This is a genomic window from Agrobacterium sp. 5Ca50 (genome assembly GCF_055381905.1).
In genome coordinates this window covers 1747263-1763951 of the sequence record NZ_AP026438.1, presented here as the reverse complement: position 1 = coordinate 1763951, position 16689 = coordinate 1747263, and the positions used below count along the sequence as shown (strand labels likewise).

Annotated in this window: 15 protein-coding genes and 1 tRNA gene; 10 read left to right on the top strand and 6 right to left on the bottom strand. The window is 54.9% G+C overall.

Annotated features, from left to right (window positions below):
• Window positions 1–39 precede the first annotated feature (39 nt).
• Entirely contained in the window at window positions 40–1245 is a 1206-nt protein-coding gene (locus ACZ5FM_RS08665) for a cytochrome-c peroxidase (protein WP_464040364.1), read from the bottom strand.
• Window positions 1245–3932 carry a TonB-dependent receptor gene (locus tag ACZ5FM_RS08660; protein WP_464040363.1) on the bottom strand — a complete coding sequence of 896 codons (2688 nt, stop codon included), beginning with the start codon at window positions 3930–3932 and terminating at the stop codon, window positions 1245–1247. Before ACZ5FM_RS08660 ends, ACZ5FM_RS08665 begins: the two co-directional genes overlap by 1 nt.
• A 447-nt stretch (window positions 3933–4379) precedes the next feature.
• Here ACZ5FM_RS08660 and ACZ5FM_RS08655 point away from each other — a divergent pair, with 447 nt between their 5' ends.
• The 4 genes from ACZ5FM_RS08655 (at window position 4380) to ACZ5FM_RS08640 (ending at window position 7287) form a co-directional block, all read left to right on the top strand.
• The gene (locus ACZ5FM_RS08655) at window positions 4380–5795 is read left to right on the top strand and encodes a cytochrome ubiquinol oxidase subunit I (protein WP_464040362.1); all 1416 of its coding nucleotides are present in this window, start codon (window positions 4380–4382) and stop codon (window positions 5793–5795) included.
• Complete coding sequence (gene cydB, locus ACZ5FM_RS08650; RefSeq protein ID WP_464040361.1) at window positions 5785–6789, top strand: cytochrome d ubiquinol oxidase subunit II; 1005 nt, start codon at window positions 5785–5787, stop codon at window positions 6787–6789. Before ACZ5FM_RS08655 ends, cydB begins: the two co-directional genes overlap by 11 nt.
• A complete protein-coding gene (locus ACZ5FM_RS08645; protein WP_464040360.1) occupies window positions 6789–6914 on the top strand; it encodes a DUF2474 family protein in 126 nt (41 codons plus the stop codon). Before cydB ends, ACZ5FM_RS08645 begins: the two co-directional genes overlap by 1 nt.
• A 94-nt stretch (window positions 6915–7008) precedes the next feature.
• Complete coding sequence (locus ACZ5FM_RS08640; protein ID WP_464040359.1) at window positions 7009–7287, top strand: hypothetical protein; 279 nt, start codon at window positions 7009–7011, stop codon at window positions 7285–7287.
• Between the two features lie 55 nt (window positions 7288–7342).
• On the opposite strand, the gene ACZ5FM_RS08635 is transcribed toward ACZ5FM_RS08640, so the two are convergent.
• The 3 genes from ACZ5FM_RS08635 to ACZ5FM_RS08625 all read right to left on the bottom strand — a co-directional run bounded on the left by ACZ5FM_RS08635 (window position 7343) and on the right by ACZ5FM_RS08625 (window position 8597).
• Window positions 7343–7678 carry a hypothetical protein gene (locus ACZ5FM_RS08635; protein ID WP_464040358.1) on the bottom strand — a complete coding sequence of 112 codons (336 nt, stop codon included), beginning with the start codon at window positions 7676–7678 and terminating at the stop codon, window positions 7343–7345.
• A gap of 39 nt (window positions 7679–7717) precedes the next feature.
• Entirely contained in the window at window positions 7718–8023 is a 306-nt protein-coding gene (locus ACZ5FM_RS08630) for a hypothetical protein (RefSeq protein ID WP_464040357.1), read from the bottom strand.
• A 498-nt stretch (window positions 8024–8521) separates the two neighbouring features.
• Window positions 8522–8597 (bottom strand) — tRNA-Lys (locus ACZ5FM_RS08625).
• A gap of 178 nt (window positions 8598–8775) precedes the next feature.
• Here ACZ5FM_RS08625 and ACZ5FM_RS08620 point away from each other — a divergent pair.
• On the top strand, window positions 8776–9522 hold the full coding sequence (locus ACZ5FM_RS08620) for a cytochrome c biogenesis CcdA family protein (protein WP_192490955.1): 747 nt from the start codon (window positions 8776–8778) through the stop codon (window positions 9520–9522).
• Between the two features lie 44 nt (window positions 9523–9566).
• Window positions 9567–10511: an AEC family transporter gene (locus tag ACZ5FM_RS08615; protein ID WP_464040356.1), complete on the top strand. Its 945-nt coding sequence runs from the start codon at window positions 9567–9569 to the stop codon at window positions 10509–10511.
• Window positions 10512–10739: 228 nt separating this feature from the next.
• Here ACZ5FM_RS08615 and ACZ5FM_RS08610 read toward each other — a convergent pair whose 3' ends face one another.
• Window positions 10740–11942, bottom strand: coding sequence for a UbiH/UbiF family hydroxylase (locus tag ACZ5FM_RS08610; RefSeq protein WP_464040355.1), 1203 nt, complete (start codon window positions 11940–11942; stop codon window positions 10740–10742).
• Between the two features lie 204 nt (window positions 11943–12146).
• On the opposite strand from ACZ5FM_RS08610, the gene pcsA reads away from it, so the two are divergent.
• The 4 genes from pcsA to ACZ5FM_RS08590 all read left to right on the top strand — a co-directional run bounded on the left by pcsA (window position 12147) and on the right by ACZ5FM_RS08590 (window position 16611).
• A complete protein-coding gene (gene pcsA / locus ACZ5FM_RS08605) occupies window positions 12147–12872 on the top strand; it encodes a phosphatidylcholine synthase (protein WP_250985892.1) in 726 nt (241 codons plus the stop codon).
• Between the two features lie 166 nt (window positions 12873–13038).
• The gene (locus ACZ5FM_RS08600) at window positions 13039–14613 is read left to right on the top strand and encodes an ABC transporter ATP-binding protein (protein WP_464040354.1); all 1575 of its coding nucleotides are present in this window, start codon (window positions 13039–13041) and stop codon (window positions 14611–14613) included.
• On the top strand, window positions 14603–15691 hold the full coding sequence (locus tag ACZ5FM_RS08595) for an ABC transporter permease (RefSeq protein WP_275641424.1): 1089 nt from the start codon (window positions 14603–14605) through the stop codon (window positions 15689–15691). The genes ACZ5FM_RS08600 and ACZ5FM_RS08595 overlap by 11 nt, the downstream gene beginning before the upstream one ends.
• Window positions 15691–16611, top strand: coding sequence for an ABC transporter permease (locus ACZ5FM_RS08590; RefSeq protein WP_250985895.1), 921 nt, complete (start codon window positions 15691–15693; stop codon window positions 16609–16611). Before ACZ5FM_RS08595 ends, ACZ5FM_RS08590 begins: the two co-directional genes overlap by 1 nt.
• Window positions 16612–16689: the final 78 nt, after the last annotated feature.

Below are 16689 nucleotides of genomic sequence, written 5' to 3'. Positions count from 1 at the left end.
GGGCCAAATGTCAGGCCCCACCGGTTGGTGACACCAGATTCAGATCGCCTCAAGAAATGCAATCAGCGCTTCGCGTTCTCTTGCCGTCAGTGAAAATGGCTTGAGGAACGGCGATGTCATGCCGGCATAGGGCATGAAGGGATTGGCGCGTTCCCGCTCGTTGCGTGGTCGCGTTCTGCCGCCACCCACTTCATAAAAACGCACGACGCGCCGCAAATCCCTGATGATGCCATTGTGCATGTAAGGGGCTGTTTGCGAGACGTGGCGAATGCTGGGGGTTCTGAACCGACCGACATCCAGCAACTGGTTGGTAATGGCATATCGGCCAACGTCTTCACGTGGACGGCCCAGCAACGAAAGCCCAAGATTGTGGAACTTGTTGTCGGTCAGCAGCGGACCGTTGTGACAGTTGGCGCAGCCGCCCTTGGTGCGGAACAGATGCATGCCCCAGATTTGCTCATTATTGAATGCGCGGTACTGACCCGACAGGAAACGGTCGAGCCGTGTCGGTTCCTCAAGCGTGCGCTGGAAGGTGGCGATGGCATCGGTCAGTTCTGCGGCTGTTGGCGTGGAGACGTTGTAGACCGCCTGAAAAGCCTCCTGATAATCCGGGCGGGCGGCAATCCGCTGAACGGCTGAGGCAATGTCGTGGTTTGCCATTTCGCGCTGGTCTGTCATGGGCATCAGCGCCTGGTCCTCGAGCGTCTCTGCGCGGCCATCCCAGAACAAAGGTGAGCGCAAACCGACATTGAACAAAGGCGGCGCGTTGCGTTTTCCCTTGGCGCGGTCATGGCCGAAGGAGTTTTGCAGGCCATCGCCCCAGCCAAGCTCCCTGTTATGACAGTTCTGGCAGGAAATCTGACCAGAGCGCGAAAGCTGAGGATCGCGGAACAGCTTGAAGCCAAGCTGAGCCTTGGCCAGTTGCTGGCCTTGCGGGCGGGGCGGTATTGGCAGCGGTGCCAGATCTTCTGCTTTGATACCTGAAAAAAGCGACAGCGGCGGGAAGTTTTCCGCCTGTTGCCGGTAGGCTTGTGCGAGGAATGAAAGGTCATGTTCGGTTGGATTTGCTGGAAACTCGACCAGCAGATTTTGCCGGCGCTGTTCAATCGCCCGTTCTTGCAGCGCCGCCAACCGTTCTTCATTTGTCAGCCTGCGTCCCTTGGCAACCTCGTAGCACGAGATTGCCAGGATGACGGATGCGGCAACGGCACAAAAGACATAGAGCAGTCTGAGATGCGTCGACATCAGAAGGTTGCCTTCGCGCCGAGCCATACCATGCGGCCGGGGATCCATGGCAGCGTTGTATTCGCGACGCGATTGCCGGTTTCGTTAAAGGCGTTCTGCACCTTCATTTCCAGATCCAGCGAGCCGTACTTGGATTCGAAGGCCCGGTAGTTTGCATTCAGATCCACCGTCACAGCCGTTCTGAAGCGGAAGTCTTCAACGATTTCATGTGACATGCCCAAACCTTCAGAACCGGCAGGCAGTTTGCAAGTAGCTGTAGCACTGGTGGATGGCGTGCAATTCTTGTCGGTTCCACGGACACCGTCATAAGGCAGGTTCAGGTTGCCCGAAACGCCGAAGGTAAATCTGTCATCGAACCAGGTGGTGACAAGATCAAGCGACGTTCTGATCGGAATGTCCATATTGCCCTGCGCGACCGCAAATTCGCCAAGCGAATAGGACTGGTTGTTGTACCAGATGCGTGTGTCGGTTGGGTCGTCAAAATAACCATTGGCCGTTGTTTTGCTCTTGGCCCAGGTCAAACTGCCGGAGAGGCGCACGGTTTCCATGTTGGCGTTCTGCAGAGCCCATGTTTTACCGTATTCAACAGTCGCAGAGTGGTATGAGGATTCACCCCCATTGGTCAGGGTCATCGCCGTGCTAGTGGATGTCGCAGACTTAAGATACTGGTCCTTGCCCTGACGGTAGACGTAACGCACACGCAGATCACCATCGAGCCAAGGATCATTCCATTTTACCCCGGCAGTGAATTCGTCATTGTAAGGCGTATCGAGATCAGTGCCTGAAAACGTATAGTAACGTTGCGTACCTGCTTCCACCCAATCTTTAACTAAGCCTGTCGCGTCGTGACTTCTGTTGGATGCACGGGCCATAGGGATGCCGTTACGGATAGCGTAATATACGGCGTTGGCGTTGTAATAACGATTGAATCCGCCAATGATGGAGAAGTCTCCAGTCGGTGAAATAGTCGCCGTCAGACGCGGAGCGAAGTTCAGATTGCCGAAAAAGTCTTCATAGCTGGCGTGCACACTGGCCCGAACATTAAGCCAGTCCCATGTCTGGTCGACTTCTGCGTACATGCCGAGAGAGTTAATTGAAGCCTCATTGTTATAGGCGCGTGCTGTAACTTTGGTTTTTGCATATTGTTCGTAAGAGCAGGCAGTGTCGCCATCCGCGCAGATGAATTTGGACACTATCGGGGTATTCAGTAGTGTGTTGTTAGCCGAATACTGTGTGTAATCGTCTGCTCGGCGATAAGCGTCTATCCTGCGGTAATCAAAGCCGGTCGAGAATGTGCCGGCTAGAAAATCACCATCGATATCTGCCTTGAACCCTTTTTCTTCCTGTCCCTGCGCCTTGTTGCCAAAGCCGCCTTCACGGCAAATTTCAGATTGGCCTGATAGCGTGGAGGCCAATGGTGTCCGGCACCAAGAAAGCAGATTGGCGTCAGTTGAATTAAACCACGTCGAGGTATTGTTGTTTGTCGCTCCAATTCTTGCCCAAACGGTTCGGACATAATATTCGTTGTCACCTCCATCATTTATGGTGCGGGATCTGTTGAAATAGCTCTTTGCGTCAATTTTGACGTTCTCGATGCCCAGTGGCTCGAAAACGATGGCGTCAAGATCGTTTTCCCAACGCAGTTGCGTGGTAAAGCTTTTTGTCTGCGCATAGATTTGCGCGTCACGATAAAAATAAGCGTCCCACTCCTGCTCGTAGTCTGTGTAGGAGCCATCTAGCGTAAACACACCAAGATCGGTATCGTGGCGGCTGGAAAGACGGTAGAAGTTGTTTTCAGACACGTCATCTGCAGTGTAACCATACAGACGGTAATCCTTGACTTTGCTGGTATCGGCAGCAGAGCGGCTGTACTGGCCAATCACCGCCCAATTGTCTGTTATCGGCACATTGACAGTGGCCGATGTTTTATAACGATAAAATTCCGGTGGCGGGTTGTTTTGTGGATTGAGCCCGTCGCTTGTTCCCAACACGTAGCTGGTTGTCTTGTCGCTTTCAAAACCATAGCTAACCGAACCCGTGACCTTGTCTGTTTTGGGTTTTGCCAGTGTATATTCAACCACGCCGCCCTGGAACTCGCCGTAGCGAGCCGAGACATTGCTGTCCATTATTGTGACGTCGTCCAAGAAATCCGATGGGACGAACACGGTTTGGGAATGAAGGCCGAATATTGCGTTGACATTGGGCGCTTGTTCATAGGTACCAAGATCGGTAGCAAATGGTTCTTGCGATCCCGTAACAGTGTTGATGCCAATGCCGTTGAGAATGAAATTGTTTTCATAGACCTTGGCGCCAGAGATCGACAACTCCTGCGGACGCAGGTCGATCATGTCCTGACCATCGACACCGGCATCATTGTCGGAATCGTTCTGATACTGGACATTGGGCAGGTTGCGCAGGATGGAGTTTGCATCGCCCAATCCTGTCACCTTGTTGGAGATCAATGCGCCTTCAAGGGTCGTCGTGCCCGTATCCGATTTGCCTTTGCCGCCGAAGCGCAGCCAGTTGGGCAGCTTGACGATGATGTTATCAAGAACCGTCGCGTTGGCTGGTGCAAGAGTTGTGTCCTGCGCCATGACAGGTGAAATGGAGACGATACCACCAACGGTAACAAGCAGGCACACGGAAGCCTTCGCCACGTGTCGTGACGTTTTCAAGATCGGATACATGTTTGAAAAACCTCCAGAAAATTCTGCGTTATGGCGCGTTGGAGGTGGGGTAATAAAATGTGACTGTATGAGTCAAGATTTCGCCGTAATAAATATGATATTTTGACACAACTTTGTCATGATGCGTTGCGCGAGCAACAGCCGGGCGAGGTGAAGTTACGCCTTTTAGTTGTTTATTGTCTATTTTTATTTTCTAAGGTTGTGTGGCGTGGCTTTGCGGTTGCGCTGAGTCTTGAGCGTGGTAACGCAATCGCACGGCACCGGAAATGAATGCCATCACGTTCTGGCTGGCGCCTTCACACGTTTAAAATCTTTAAGCTGTACTTTCCGGCGCACAGCGTCACAATGCCACGCGCGCCAGATTACCGCGCGGTAATTGATCACAGCGCGTTCGGTTATTGTTTCAAATAGACCAGAGATCCATTTCACTCATTGATGGAGATCAAAGTGTTTGAAGGTTTCAGCGCCGAGATTCTGGCACGAATACAGTTTGCCTTTACTGTGTCGTTCCACTTTCTGTTTCCGGCGTTTTCCATTGGCACGGCGAGTTATCTTGCTGTTCTCAATGCGTTGTGGCTGTGGAAGCGCGATCCCGTTTATCTCAAGCTGTTCGAATACTGGAAACCGATCTTTGCCATTACGTTCGGCATGGGCGTGGTGTCCGGCATCGTCATGAGCTACCAGTTCGGTACCAACTGGGCGGTGTTTTCCGACAAGGCTGGTCCGGTGATTGGCCCGTTGATGGGATATGAGGTGCTGACGGCCTTTTTCCTCGAGGCAGGTTTTCTCGGCATTGCGCTGTTCGGGCGCAAACGTGTCGGTGATCGTCTGCACATGTTTGCCGTCGCCATGGTAGCCGTGGGCACCTTGATTTCCGCCACCTGGATCCTGTCGGCCAATAGCTGGATGCATACGCCGCAGGGCCACATCATTGGTGAAAACGGCCAGTTTCTGCCACAGGACTGGTGGAAGATCATTTTCAACCCATCCTTCCCGTATCGGCTCACCCATACCGTGCTTGCCGCGTTCCTGACGACGGCTTTCGGCGTTGGCGCAGTGGGGGCGTTCCATCTGTTGCGAGACCGCACGAATAAACAGGCGCGGGTGATGTTCTCCATGGCCATGTGGATGGCGGCACTGGTAACGCCGGTGCAGATTTTCGTTGGTGACCTGCATGGCATCAACACACTGGAGCATCAGCCGGCAAAGATTGCTGCCATGGAAGGCCATTATGAGAGCCATAAGGGCGCGCCGCTCATTCTGTTCGGCATTCCCGATGATAAGGCCGAGGTCACTCGATATGCAGTCGAAATTCCAAAGCTCGGCTCGTTGATCCTGACCCATGATCTCAATGGCGAAATCAAGGGCCTGAAAGAGTGGGCTCCTGAGGACCGGCCACCGGCGCTTATTCCCTTCATGGCCTTCCGGGTGATGGTTGGGCTTGGCATGTTGATGCTGGGTGTTGGCCTTTGGTCGCTATGGGCCAGATGGCGAGGCTGTCTTTACGAAAACGGATTGTTGCACCGTGCTGCCATCTGCATGGGGCCGTCGGGTTTCATTGCGGTGCTGGCAGGCTGGTTTACCACCGAAGTCGGCCGTCAGCCCTATACGGTCTATGGGCTGTTGCGCACATCTGAGAGCCTGTCGCCGGTCGATGCGCCAGCTGTCGGTGCGTCGCTGATGGCCTTTATCGTGGTGTATTTCATCGTGTTCGGGGCAGGGGTCTTTTACCTGCTGCGGCTGATGTACCGCACGCCTGTTCTGGATGAGGACCATGAGCTCGACCATGCCCCATCACGAGCAACGGGAATTACCCCGGCCATTGCTCATGAACTCAATGCGGGAGGCCGCCATGATGTTTGATCTTGCGTTTATCTGGGCGGCGCTGATCGCCTTTGCCGTGTTGGCCTATGTCATTCTCGATGGGTTTGACCTCGGCATCGGCATATTGTTTCCGATGTTTCCCAACCGGCATGACCGGGACGTGATGACCAATTCCATTGCGCCTGTTTGGGACGGTAACGAAACCTGGCTGGTGCTGGGTGGCGGTGGCCTGATGGCGGTGTTTCCGCTGGCCTATGCCACTGTGCTGCCGGCCCTCTATATGCCGATCATTCTGATGTTGCTCGGGATGATCTTTCGCGGTGTGGCGTTTGAATTTCGCTGGCGCACCAAACGCGGCAGCATCTGGTGGGATGGCGGTTTCTTTGTCGGCTCTACTGTTGCGGCCTTCATGCAGGGCGTGGCGCTTGGCGCGCTTGTGCAGGGTATCAAGGTTGTGGACCGCGCCTATGCCGGTGGCTGGTGGGACTGGCTGACACCATTCAGCGTCGTTACCGGTCTGGCGGTTGTCGTCGGTTATGCATTGTTGGGCGCCACGTGGCTCAACCTGAAAACCACGGGTGATTTGCAGGCCCGGTGCCGCAAACTCTCCATGGTCGCGGGTGTCGGTACGCTGCTTTTGATCGGCACTGTCAGCCTGTGGACACCGTTTATCGACCGGGTCTATTTCGATCGCTGGTTCGGTTGGCCAACGGCGTTTTTCTCGGCATTGGTGCCATTGCTGGTTGCCATCTGCGCATTGGCGCTGTGGCATGGCCTGACGCACGATAAACATCTGCAACCGTTTCTGGCGGCACTGGGACTGTTTGTCCTCAGTTTTGCCGGCATCGGCATCAGCTTTTATCCCTATATCGTGCCGGGCTCGCTGACGATCTGGGAAGCGGCGGCACCTGAAAGTTCGCTTGCCTTCCTGCTGGTTGGCGCGCTGGTGCTCATTCCCACGATTCTTGCCTATACCGGTTATGCCTATTGGGTATTTCGCGGCAAGATCGATCCGGAAGAGGGGTATCACTAATGGCTGACCCAGCACCTCAAGAAAGATTACCCAAGCGCCTGCTGTGGTTTGCTGGCATATGGCTGGCCAGCGTGCTGGCGCTCACGGTGGTGGCCTACGGCATCCGGTTGATGATCATGCCATAGGTATCAGATGGCGGGTGGGCGGTACGCTCCATCCGCCATTTCTCGGAACCAAACACCTCCATTTGCTTTTACTGAAATAGCAAGGGAGGAAGACATGTTTTCTACACACGCAATTTCCACCGACCGAATAAGTACCGACACGTGGCTGAAGATCATGTGCGGATTGATGGTCAATGCTATGCTTTTTGGTGTCGGTGTTATCACCACGCTGTCTGTTCCGGCATTGGCGGAACACGCCAAATACCTGATCCCCGCCGTCGTCGTTGCCAGTTTCGCGCTGACACCTTTTCTGGTCGGCTTTTTCGCTCGCCGCATGCGCATCCGCAATTGGGGTGTCAAAGGCTGGCAGAAGGGCGACCTGATTTCTGGATAGAAGTCGGTCGCAAGCTGCGCCATTTCTGCGGCAGGGGAACCCTTCGGCGGCCAGCTTATCTCGTGGTCTGGGTCGCCTTCGTTGTCTTGGCTGCCGCTGCGGCGGCAGCTGCCTTAGCTGCGTTCGATTTGGTGTAATCAAACTTGACTGGCTGGCGGTATGTCTGATTGGCTCTCGGGTTCGGTACCTTGTGATAAAATGCCAGCAGCGCCAGATGAAGCGCCATACCATCTTTCTTGCGGTCCCCGGTAACACTGCTGAGTTGCGTCGATGAAATATTACCCCGCGTGTCCGTCTTGATCGTCACATAAACGGTATCGGAATCGACGGTCGTGCAGGCCTGAAGCAAAAGCGCCAATGCACCAACAACGAGTGGAAAACGGAATTTCATCTCAAAGACCTTCTGAAGAATATGTATGCAGCGGAAGCATTATTTTGTGCCGGACGCACTCTTGGTTTTTTCCTTGGTATCTGCCGCGCTCTTTTCTTTGGTAGTGATCAGTGGTCTTACTTCACTAATTTCGACGGGCTGTCTGTATGTGTGCGAAGCTTGAGGTTGCGGAACCTTTGATTTGAAATAGTTTTTTGCCAAATTGACCGCATAGGCGTCTTTGTCCATGTCACCTGAAGATTTGGCGACTGTCGTTGATGCAAGTTTGCGCTTGGCATCCGTGTGCAACATCACCACCGTAAGCGTACTGTCTTTCGCTGAACATCCCTGCAGCGAAAGAGCCAAAGCAGCAACCAATATTGGAAAAACAAACTTAATCTCAAATGCCTCTGAAAATACGCAAGCGGTTGTTATCGAATCATATCGCGATTTTCAGGTTTAGTAGTTTGTGGATTTGCAATCAGCAAGCGAATACGACAACCCTAGAGTTGTTTGCTAATTTACCTCGCTTTGTTGCTATTCGGGGCTTCGTTGAAGCGAGCCGTTAGCGGTCGTCTACATCTATAATTTTAAAGCGTGAGGACGGCATCTGCTCCGTACATGATCCATTTCCAATCGCCGAATGGGAATCACCGATGCAAATGAGAATCGTCGAGCAGAATCACAGCAGCGCTTCGCGGGCGATTCGTTTGTCATGATTGCGTTTTGGTGGAACGTGTCAGATCGCAAATGGTGACCCAAGGCGGGTAGCGCCTGTAAATCCGAAAAGGCTTATTGCGCGGTATGTGGGGATTGTCGTGTTTTATAGACTTGATTTGATATCAACCACTTCGTTGAGAGAAGTGGTGAGAGCACAGGGATTCGAACCCTGGACCTACTGATTAAAAGTCAGTTGCTCTACCGGCTGAGCTATGCTCTCCCTTGCAGTTCGTCTGCCCTGCGGAAGTGGGCGGAACATATTTACGGCCTCGGTTCGGGTCAACCCTCAAAAACAACTTTATTTCACTATTCCGCGTTTTTTTGTCTCACCCCCTAAAAGGTGATTGGCGAAGCGGTGGTGCAAAGATTAAAACTCCTTGAAAAATACGGAGTTACACGTGTCCATCGCCGAAATTTCCCTGTTCAGTGCATTGTTTGCCGGTGCTCTGTCTTTTCTCTCGCCCTGTGTATTGCCGCTGGTTCCGCCGTACCTCTGTTACATGGCGGGCGTGTCGGTTGAGCAGTTCAAGTCGGAGAATGTTCAGGCGGAGCCGCGTGTCAAATGGGCGGTGCTGCTGTCGGCGCTTTTCTTCACGCTTGGTTTTTCCACCGTGTTTATCGGTCTTGGTGCTGCAGCCTCCAGCATTGGCATGTTGCTTCGCCAGAACCTCGATATTCTGGCAAAAATCGGCGGCCTGATCATCATCATCATGGGCCTGAACTTCCTCGGCGTATTCCGCATCGGTATTCTGTCGCGCGAGGCGCGTTTTCAGGGCGGCGGCAAGCCCGCCACCTTGTCCGGTGCCTATGTGATGGGTCTTGCCTTTGCTTTTGGCTGGACACCCTGCATTGGCCCGGTTCTTGGTGCGATCCTCGGTGTTGCTTCCATGCGTGATACGGTGGGTGATGGCGCCATTCTGCTGGCGATCTATTCGCTGGGTCTTGCCGTACCGTTCTGGATTGCCGCAAGCTTCTCCGGCTCTTTCATGCGCTTCATGGTGCGTTTCCGCCGCCATCTGGGCCTGATCGAAAAGATCATGGGTGTGTTCCTGATCCTCACCGGTATTGCTTTCATGACCGGCTTTATCACCAACATGGCAATCTGGTTCCAGGAAACCTTCCCAATCCTGATGCAAATAGGCTAAGCGTCGCCCCGTCGATCCATCTCCCAATCGACGTGTAGGGTATTATGTCTGACATTATCAGTCTGTTGCTGCCGTTTTTCGGCATGATTCTCATTGGCTATGTCGCCGCGAAGTTGATCCGCCAACCGGCAGAGGCCATGGGCTGGCTGAATGTGTTCATCATTTACGCGGCCCTGCCGGCACTGTTCTTCAAGCTGATTTCCAAAACACCAATGGAGCAGCTGGCGCGGATGGATTTTGTCGGCACCAGCCTGCTCGCCACCTATTCGATTTTTGCGTTGCTGTTCGTGATTGGTGTGTTCATTCGCAAAAACAGCATTGCCGAGACCACGATCCAGAGTTTTGCCGGCAGTTACGGCAATATCGGTTACATGGGGCCGGGGCTTTCGCTGCTGGTGTTTGGCGAGACGGCGGCCGTGCCGGTGGCGCTGATCGTCTGTCTGGAAAATGCCACGCATTTTATTGTGGCGCCGGCGATGATGGCGATTGCCGGAGGAGACAAACGTTCACCGTTGAAGCTGGCCGCTGACATCCTGAAAAAGGTACTGACCCATCCGTTCATTCTGGCTGTCATTGCCGGGTTTCTGGCCGCCGGAACCTCATGGGAACCACCTTTGGCCTTCCAGCGATTGATCGATTATCTGGCGCAGACGGCCGCACCCTGTGCGCTGTTTGCCATGGGGGTCACGCTTGCGCTGCGGCCGATCAAACGTTTGTCGGTCGAAATGGCCTATATCGTGCCGGCGAAGCTCATCTTGCACCCGCTGGTGGCCTATGTGTTCCTGACATCGTTCGGCACATTCGACCCGATCTGGGTTTATTCTGCCGTGCTGCTGGCGGCCTTGCCAACGGCGACCAATGTGTTTGTTATTGGCCAGCAATATCAGGTGTGGCAGGAGAGGGCGTCTGCCTCGATCCTGATCAGCACGGTGCTGTCGGTCGTGACGCTGACCGCGGTGCTTTATCTTGTGCGGCAGCTTGCGGGGTGAACCTTGCGCGGCTTTCCCGTTCGTCGTCATTCTCGGGCTTGTCCCGAGAATCTAGTCAGCCCCAGTCTTTGGGCTGAAAAGGCTCTTTCGTCGCGCCGACGCGCGCCTGCTGGATTCCCGCAACAAGCGCGGGAATGAGGGCGGTCCGGGGTGACACCTGAATACATAAGCGACATTCGAAAGTGTCGTCTCGGTATTCAAAGGTGATCCGGTCGTCGGTGAACCGGATTATCTTTTGAGACCGGCCCACAGCAGCGACGGAATGGCCTTCAACCCACGGCCAGGCTCGATACCTTCGCGCATGATGGTGCTGCGCAGTGGCGACAGGCCGGAAAGAAGGTGAAGACCGGCGGCGCGCAACATCTGCACCGGCAGGAAAGACGACAGTAGCGAGCGGTTGAGCAGGTCAACGCTCCAGGTGCGGCTCATCACATCCACCTTGCGGCGGCGCTCAAAGGCGTTACCGGCATCGCCGGCAATCGGTTTGTTGGTGGATGCGCCGAGAATATCCGTCAAGGTCATGATATCGCGCAGGCTGAGGTTCAGGCCTTGTGCGCCAATTGGCGGGAAGGCATGGCCGGCTTCGCCCACCAATGCCACGCGGCCCTTGCCAAAACGGTCGGCCGTCATGCTGGACAGTGGCCAGCTCTGCACGCCGTCTTCCACCGTGACCTTGCCGAGCATGGATTGCATACGCTGTTCGACACGAGCGCTCAATTCTTCTGTCGAAAGTGCCAGCATCTCGGCTGCCTGTTCCGGTTTGACCACCCAAACGAGGCTGGATCGGTTGCCCGGCAACGGTACCTGCGTAAACGGGCCGGTTGGGGTGTGAAACTCGGTCGAGACATTGCCGTGCGGCAACGTGTGGGCGAAGTTCATGACCAACGCGGTCTGCGGGTAACCCCAGCTGCGCACGCCAATGCTGGCGGCATCACGCACCTTGGATTTGCGGCCATCGGCGCCAATCACGAAAGCGGAAATCACGGTTTCACCGTTGTCCAGCGTGATCTCAACCTGTTCCGGTGTCAGCTCTATCGTGTTGGCAACGGCTTCAATGACGGTGATGTTGGGTTCAATCGCAATGGCCTGTTCCAACGCGTCATTGAGCGGTTTGTTGGGAATGTTCCAGCCAAAGGCTGGCAGGCTGATTTCGGAGGAACGGAATTGCACGGTTGGCGCGCGCAGCAACCTGTCGGTGCCATCGATAATCTGCATGATGGACAGGGCGGCCGAGGACGGTTCGATATTTTTCCACAGGCCCAACCGCTCCAGAAAACGGATGGACTGATCCATCAGTGCGGTGGTGCGCTGGTCGTTACGGGCAGTGTTTGGCGCAATGAGTGCGACGTGGCGGCCAGAACGCGCCAGCGCAATGGCTGCGATCTGTCCGGCAAGGCCAGCGCCAACAACTGAAATATCGTAATCCGTCATGGTCATTATCCGTTTATCTGCGCGTCAAACATAAAGACATTGCCGTTTGAAATCCACTGCAACCGCTGTTTGTCTTATGCTTCTGTTCCTGTAACATGCTGTAAGATGCCTTAGGATAATACATTTTCGACGGTTGCATTGCGTGTTGAATGGTCGCATACCGGACGTGGACTGAAGATTGAAAAACGAGGCGCACCCGCAGTGATGAAAATATTCAAATACAAGCGCGTGCCCTATGCGGAAATCCGCGCTTTTTCCGTGCATATACTGACGGCATCCGGTTCTTTCCTGGCATTCCTAGGCGTTGTTGCCGCCGCAGAACATCGTTTTGTCGATATGTTCTGGTGGCTCGGTCTGGCGTTGCTTGTGGACGGTATAGATGGGCCTATTGCCCGCAAGGTTCGGGTGAAAGAAGTTCTGCCCAATTGGTCGGGTGATACGCTCGACAATATCATCGACTACGTGACCTATGTGCTGCTGCCGGCCTTTGCGCTCTATCAAAGCGGCATGATCGGCGAACCCTGGTCGTTTGTTGCTGCGGGCATGATTGTTGTCTCGAGTGCCATTTATTATGCCGACATGGGCATGAAGACCGATGAATATTTCTTCTCCGGTTTCCCCGTGGTGTGGAACATGGTGGTGTTCACGCTGTTCGTCATCGATGCCAGTGCGATGGCCGCCATGGCTGTTGTGACCGTGTCCGTTGTCTTGACCTTCCTGCCGATCAACTTCCTGCACCCGGTGCGCGTCAAGCGTCTGCGCGGTCTCAATATGGCAATTTTCCTGCTGTGGTGCGCGCTTGGCGGTTATGCACTGCTTCTGCACTTCGACACACCTGTCTGGGTCAGCACCGGCGTTGTCGTCTCCGGCATCTACCTCTACTGCATCGGTGGAATATTGCAGCTTTTCCCGTCGCTTGGCACCAAATAAGGCGGCCTGCCGCTGCACATTAGGCTTAATAATGAAATTCTGTTGTGCATGGCAGCAAAGTCTTTATCAATAAGTCAAAAAACATATTGAGTAAGTGCTGAAACGTCGTAGAAAAGCATAGAGTTTGTTTTGTCAAAGCCTCGTAGAAGGCAGACGAAAGAGGGGAATGGTGACGCAATCGACCGCGCAGCAGAATGCGCCACTCTTAGCTGTTTCTCAGCTTTCCAAATATTTCGGCAATTTCGCAGCATGCAACGAAATTGACCTGACTGTTCAGCGGGGCGAAATTCACGCCCTTCTGGGTGAAAATGGCGCGGGAAAATCCACGCTCGTCAAAATGCTGTTCGGGGTGCTGGAACCGACAAGCGGCGAGATTCTCTGGCACGGAAAACCGGTTCGCATCAGTTCGCCCGGCGTGGCGCGCAAGACCGGCATCGGCATGGTATTCCAGCATTTTTCGCTGTTTGAAGCGCTGACCGTTGCTGAAAACATTGCGCTGTCTCTCGATCCGGGTATCTCGATCAAGGAAATTGCCCGCAAGGCGGAAGAGCTTTCCAACGCTTACGGCCTGCCGCTCGACCCCAATGCGCATGTGGCCGACCTTTCGGTGGGTGAACGCCAGCGCATCGAAATCGTCCGCGCATTGCTGCAAAACCCAGAACTGATCATTCTCGACGAGCCAACCTCGGTTCTGACCCCGCAGGAAGCCGACCGGCTGTTTGAAACGCTTGCGAAACTGAAGGCCGAAGGCCGTTCCGTTCTTTACATCAGCCACCGTCTGGAAGAAGTGCAGCGCATCTGTGATCGCGCCACGGTGCTGCGGCACGGCAAGGTCACCGGCAGCTGTGATCCAAGGCAGGAAACGCCTGCCTCGCTTGCCCGCATGATGGTGGGCAATGACGTGGCGGGCATTGAGCGTGATGCCTATTGCACGCTGGGCGACAACCAGCTGGAAGTCACGGCGCTTTCGGTACCGGCCCGCACTCCTTTTGCCGTGTCGCTGAAGTCCGTCACCATGAAGGTCCGCTCCGGCGAGATTTTGGCCATTGCCGGTATTGCTGGCAACGGGCAGGGCGAGTTGTTCGATGCGCTCTCGGGTGAATATCCCGTTGCAAATGATCAGGCGATCCTTATCAGGGGCAAGGCGGTTGGCCGCACCGGCATCAATGGGCGGCGCCTTTTGGGGGCTGGTTTCGTGCCGGAAGAACGCCACGGCCATGCGGCGGTCACGGCGCTCAGCCTGTCTGAAAACCTGCTGCTGGCCCGCCATCGTTCGGACGCCAAGAGTTTCCTCGGTGGTGGCCTGTTCAACGTCATCCGTTATTCCGCCATCAAACAGGCAACCAAGCGTATCTGTGACACCATGGATGTGCGTAAAAGTGCGGAAGACCCGGCAGCCGGTTCGCTGTCTGGCGGCAACCTGCAGAAATTCATCGTGGGACGTGAACTGGACCGCCAGCCATCGCTGCTGGTGGTGAACCAGCCGACCTGGGGTGTGGATGCCGGTGCAGCCAGCCGTATTCGTCAGGCGCTGGTTGATCTCGCCAAAAGCGGTTCTGCGCTTGTTGTCATCAGCCAAGACCTCGACGAAATCTTTGAAGTCGCAACCAACATTGCGGTTATCTCCGATGGCCGCCTGTCGGATGCCTATGCACGGGAAGACATGACGCGTGAGAAGATCGGATTGCTGATGGGTGGTCTGCACGAAAGCAAACCGGAGGCTGTCGCCCATGCGCATTGAGCTTGAAAGGCGCAGCGGCGTTTCCGCATTTTTCGCGATTTTTTCGCCCTTGCTGGCGCTGGTGCTGACATTGGTTTTCGGCGCCATCATGTTTGCGATGCTGGGCAAGGACCCGTTCAATGCGCTCTACAGCTTTTTTGTAGAGCCGCTGCTTGAAGTGTGGTCGCTGCATGAACTGGTTATCAAGGCCGGACCGCTGATCCTGATCGCCGTTGGACTATCGATCTGTTATCGCTCCAATAATTGGAATATCGGTGCGGAAGGTCAGTTCACCATCGGCGCGATTGCAGGCTCCATTATACCGGTGCTCTATCCTGAATGGCATTCGCCGCTGGTGCTGCCGCTGATGATGATCATGGGCTTTATCGGTGGCGCGCTTTACGCCTCCATTCCGGCCCTGCTGAAAACCCGTTTCAACACCAATGAAATCCTGACCAGCCTGATGCTGGTCTATATTGCCCAGCTGTTTCTGGACTGGCTGGTGCGCGGTATCTGGCGCGATCCGAAGGGTTATAACTTCCCGCAAACACAGCCGTTTTCGAGTGACGCCGTTCTGCCGGAACTGCTGTCATCCGGCCGTGCGCATTGGGGTTTCGTTTTCGCAATCGTGGCCGCCGTCGCGCTGTGGTTCATGATGCGCTACATGCTGAAAGGCTTCCAGATTGGCGTGCTTGGCCAGTCGGCACGGGCAGGCCGCTTTGCAGGTTTCTCGACGTCCGGCACGGTGTGGTTCTCGCTGCTTCTGTCTGGCGCACTGGCGGGTCTTGCCGGTATTTCGGAAGTGTCCGGTTCGATTGGTCATTTACAGCCGGCCATTTCGCCCGGTTACGGTTTTACCGCTATCATCGTTGCCTTCCTTGGACGCCTCAACCCGCTTGGCATCATTGCTTCGGGTCTGGTTCTGGCGCTGACCTATCTCGGGGGTGAAGCGGCACAGCTTTCTATCGGTGTTTCCGACAAGGTTACCCGTGTTTTCCAGGGGCTTATGCTGTTCTTCGTGCTGTCCTGCGACACACTCATTCTCTACAGGATCCGCATCAGATTTAACCGCGGTGTATCCAGTGAGGGGGCCGTCTAATGGATATGGCGCAGGCTATACTTCTCACGGTCATTACCGCGGCGACGCCGCTGGTGATTGCATCCTTGGGTGAACTGGTCACGGAACGTTCGGGTGTGCTGAACCTTGGCGTGGAAGGCATGATGATCATGGGTGCGGTCTGCGCCTTTGCTGCCGCCCACATGTCTGGCTCTCCCTATCTCGGCATTATCGCCGGTATTGCCGGCGGCACGGTGTTTTCGCTGTTGTTCGGTTTCCTGACGCTGACGCTAGTTACCAACCAAGTGGCAACGGGTCTGGCATTGACCATTCTCGGCCTTGGCCTTTCCGGCATGCTAGGTGAAAGTTTCGTCGGCCTGCCGGGCGTCAAATTGCAGCCGATCGTCTTTCCGCTTCTGTCGGACATTCCATTCATCGGGCCTCTGCTGTTTCGCCAGGACCTGATCTTCTACATGTCGATTGCGTTGGTGGTCGGTATCAGCTGGTTCCTGTTCAAAAGCCGCACGGGCCTCAAGCTGCGGGCGATTGGCGACAGCCACGCCTCAGCGCATGCGCTTGGTATCAATGTGATTGCCACCCGCTATCTGGCCATCATGTTTGGTGGTGCCTGCGCGGGTCTGGCAGGCGCACAGCTGTCGCTGGTCTACACACCGCAATGGGTGGAAAACATGTCGGCCGGTCGCGGCTGGATTGCACTGGCGCTGGTGGTATTTGCCTCATGGCGGCCATGGCGGGTGCTGGCCGGTGGCTATCTGTTTGGTGCCGTCACCATTGGCCAGCTGCATGCGCAGGCCTTTGGCCTTGGCATTCCGTCACAGCTGCTTTCAGCCATGCCTTATGCGGCAACAATCATCGTGCTGGTTCTTATTTCCTATAATCGCCGCACGACGCTCATCAATACTCCGGCATCGCTTGGCAAGCCATTCGTGCCGGACCGGTAACAGCATTCGAAGCTTAAAACGCCTTGTCTTGGATGAAAAACAATGTCTTGGATGAAGAGACAATGCGTTTTGGAATAA

What these genes read in the sequence shown, in the direction of transcription:
- cydB (WP_464040361.1), top strand. Translation starts at nt 5,785, where the DNA reads ATGATGTTTGATCTTGCGTTTATCTGGGCGGCGCTGATCGCCTTTGCC.
- ACZ5FM_RS08665 (WP_464040364.1), bottom strand. Translation starts at nt 1,245, where the DNA reads ATGTCGACGCATCTCAGACTGCTCTATGTCTTTTGTGCCGTTGCCGCA.
- ACZ5FM_RS08590 (WP_250985895.1), top strand. Translation starts at nt 15,691, where the DNA reads ATGGATATGGCGCAGGCTATACTTCTCACGGTCATTACCGCGGCGACG.
- ACZ5FM_RS08640 (WP_464040359.1), top strand. Translation starts at nt 7,009, where the DNA reads ATGTTTTCTACACACGCAATTTCCACCGACCGAATAAGTACCGACACG.
- ACZ5FM_RS08615 (WP_464040356.1), top strand. Translation starts at nt 9,567, where the DNA reads ATGTCTGACATTATCAGTCTGTTGCTGCCGTTTTTCGGCATGATTCTC.
- ACZ5FM_RS08600 (WP_464040354.1), top strand. Translation starts at nt 13,039, where the DNA reads ATGGTGACGCAATCGACCGCGCAGCAGAATGCGCCACTCTTAGCTGTT.
- ACZ5FM_RS08595 (WP_275641424.1), top strand. Translation starts at nt 14,603, where the DNA reads ATGCGCATTGAGCTTGAAAGGCGCAGCGGCGTTTCCGCATTTTTCGCG.
- pcsA (WP_250985892.1), top strand. Translation starts at nt 12,147, where the DNA reads ATGAAAATATTCAAATACAAGCGCGTGCCCTATGCGGAAATCCGCGCT.
- ACZ5FM_RS08610 (WP_464040355.1), bottom strand. Translation starts at nt 11,942, where the DNA reads ATGACGGATTACGATATTTCAGTTGTTGGCGCTGGCCTTGCCGGACAG.
- ACZ5FM_RS08645 (WP_464040360.1), top strand. Translation starts at nt 6,789, where the DNA reads ATGGCTGACCCAGCACCTCAAGAAAGATTACCCAAGCGCCTGCTGTGG.
- ACZ5FM_RS08660 (WP_464040363.1), bottom strand. Translation starts at nt 3,932, where the DNA reads ATGTATCCGATCTTGAAAACGTCACGACACGTGGCGAAGGCTTCCGTG.
- ACZ5FM_RS08635 (WP_464040358.1), bottom strand. Translation starts at nt 7,678, where the DNA reads ATGAAATTCCGTTTTCCACTCGTTGTTGGTGCATTGGCGCTTTTGCTT.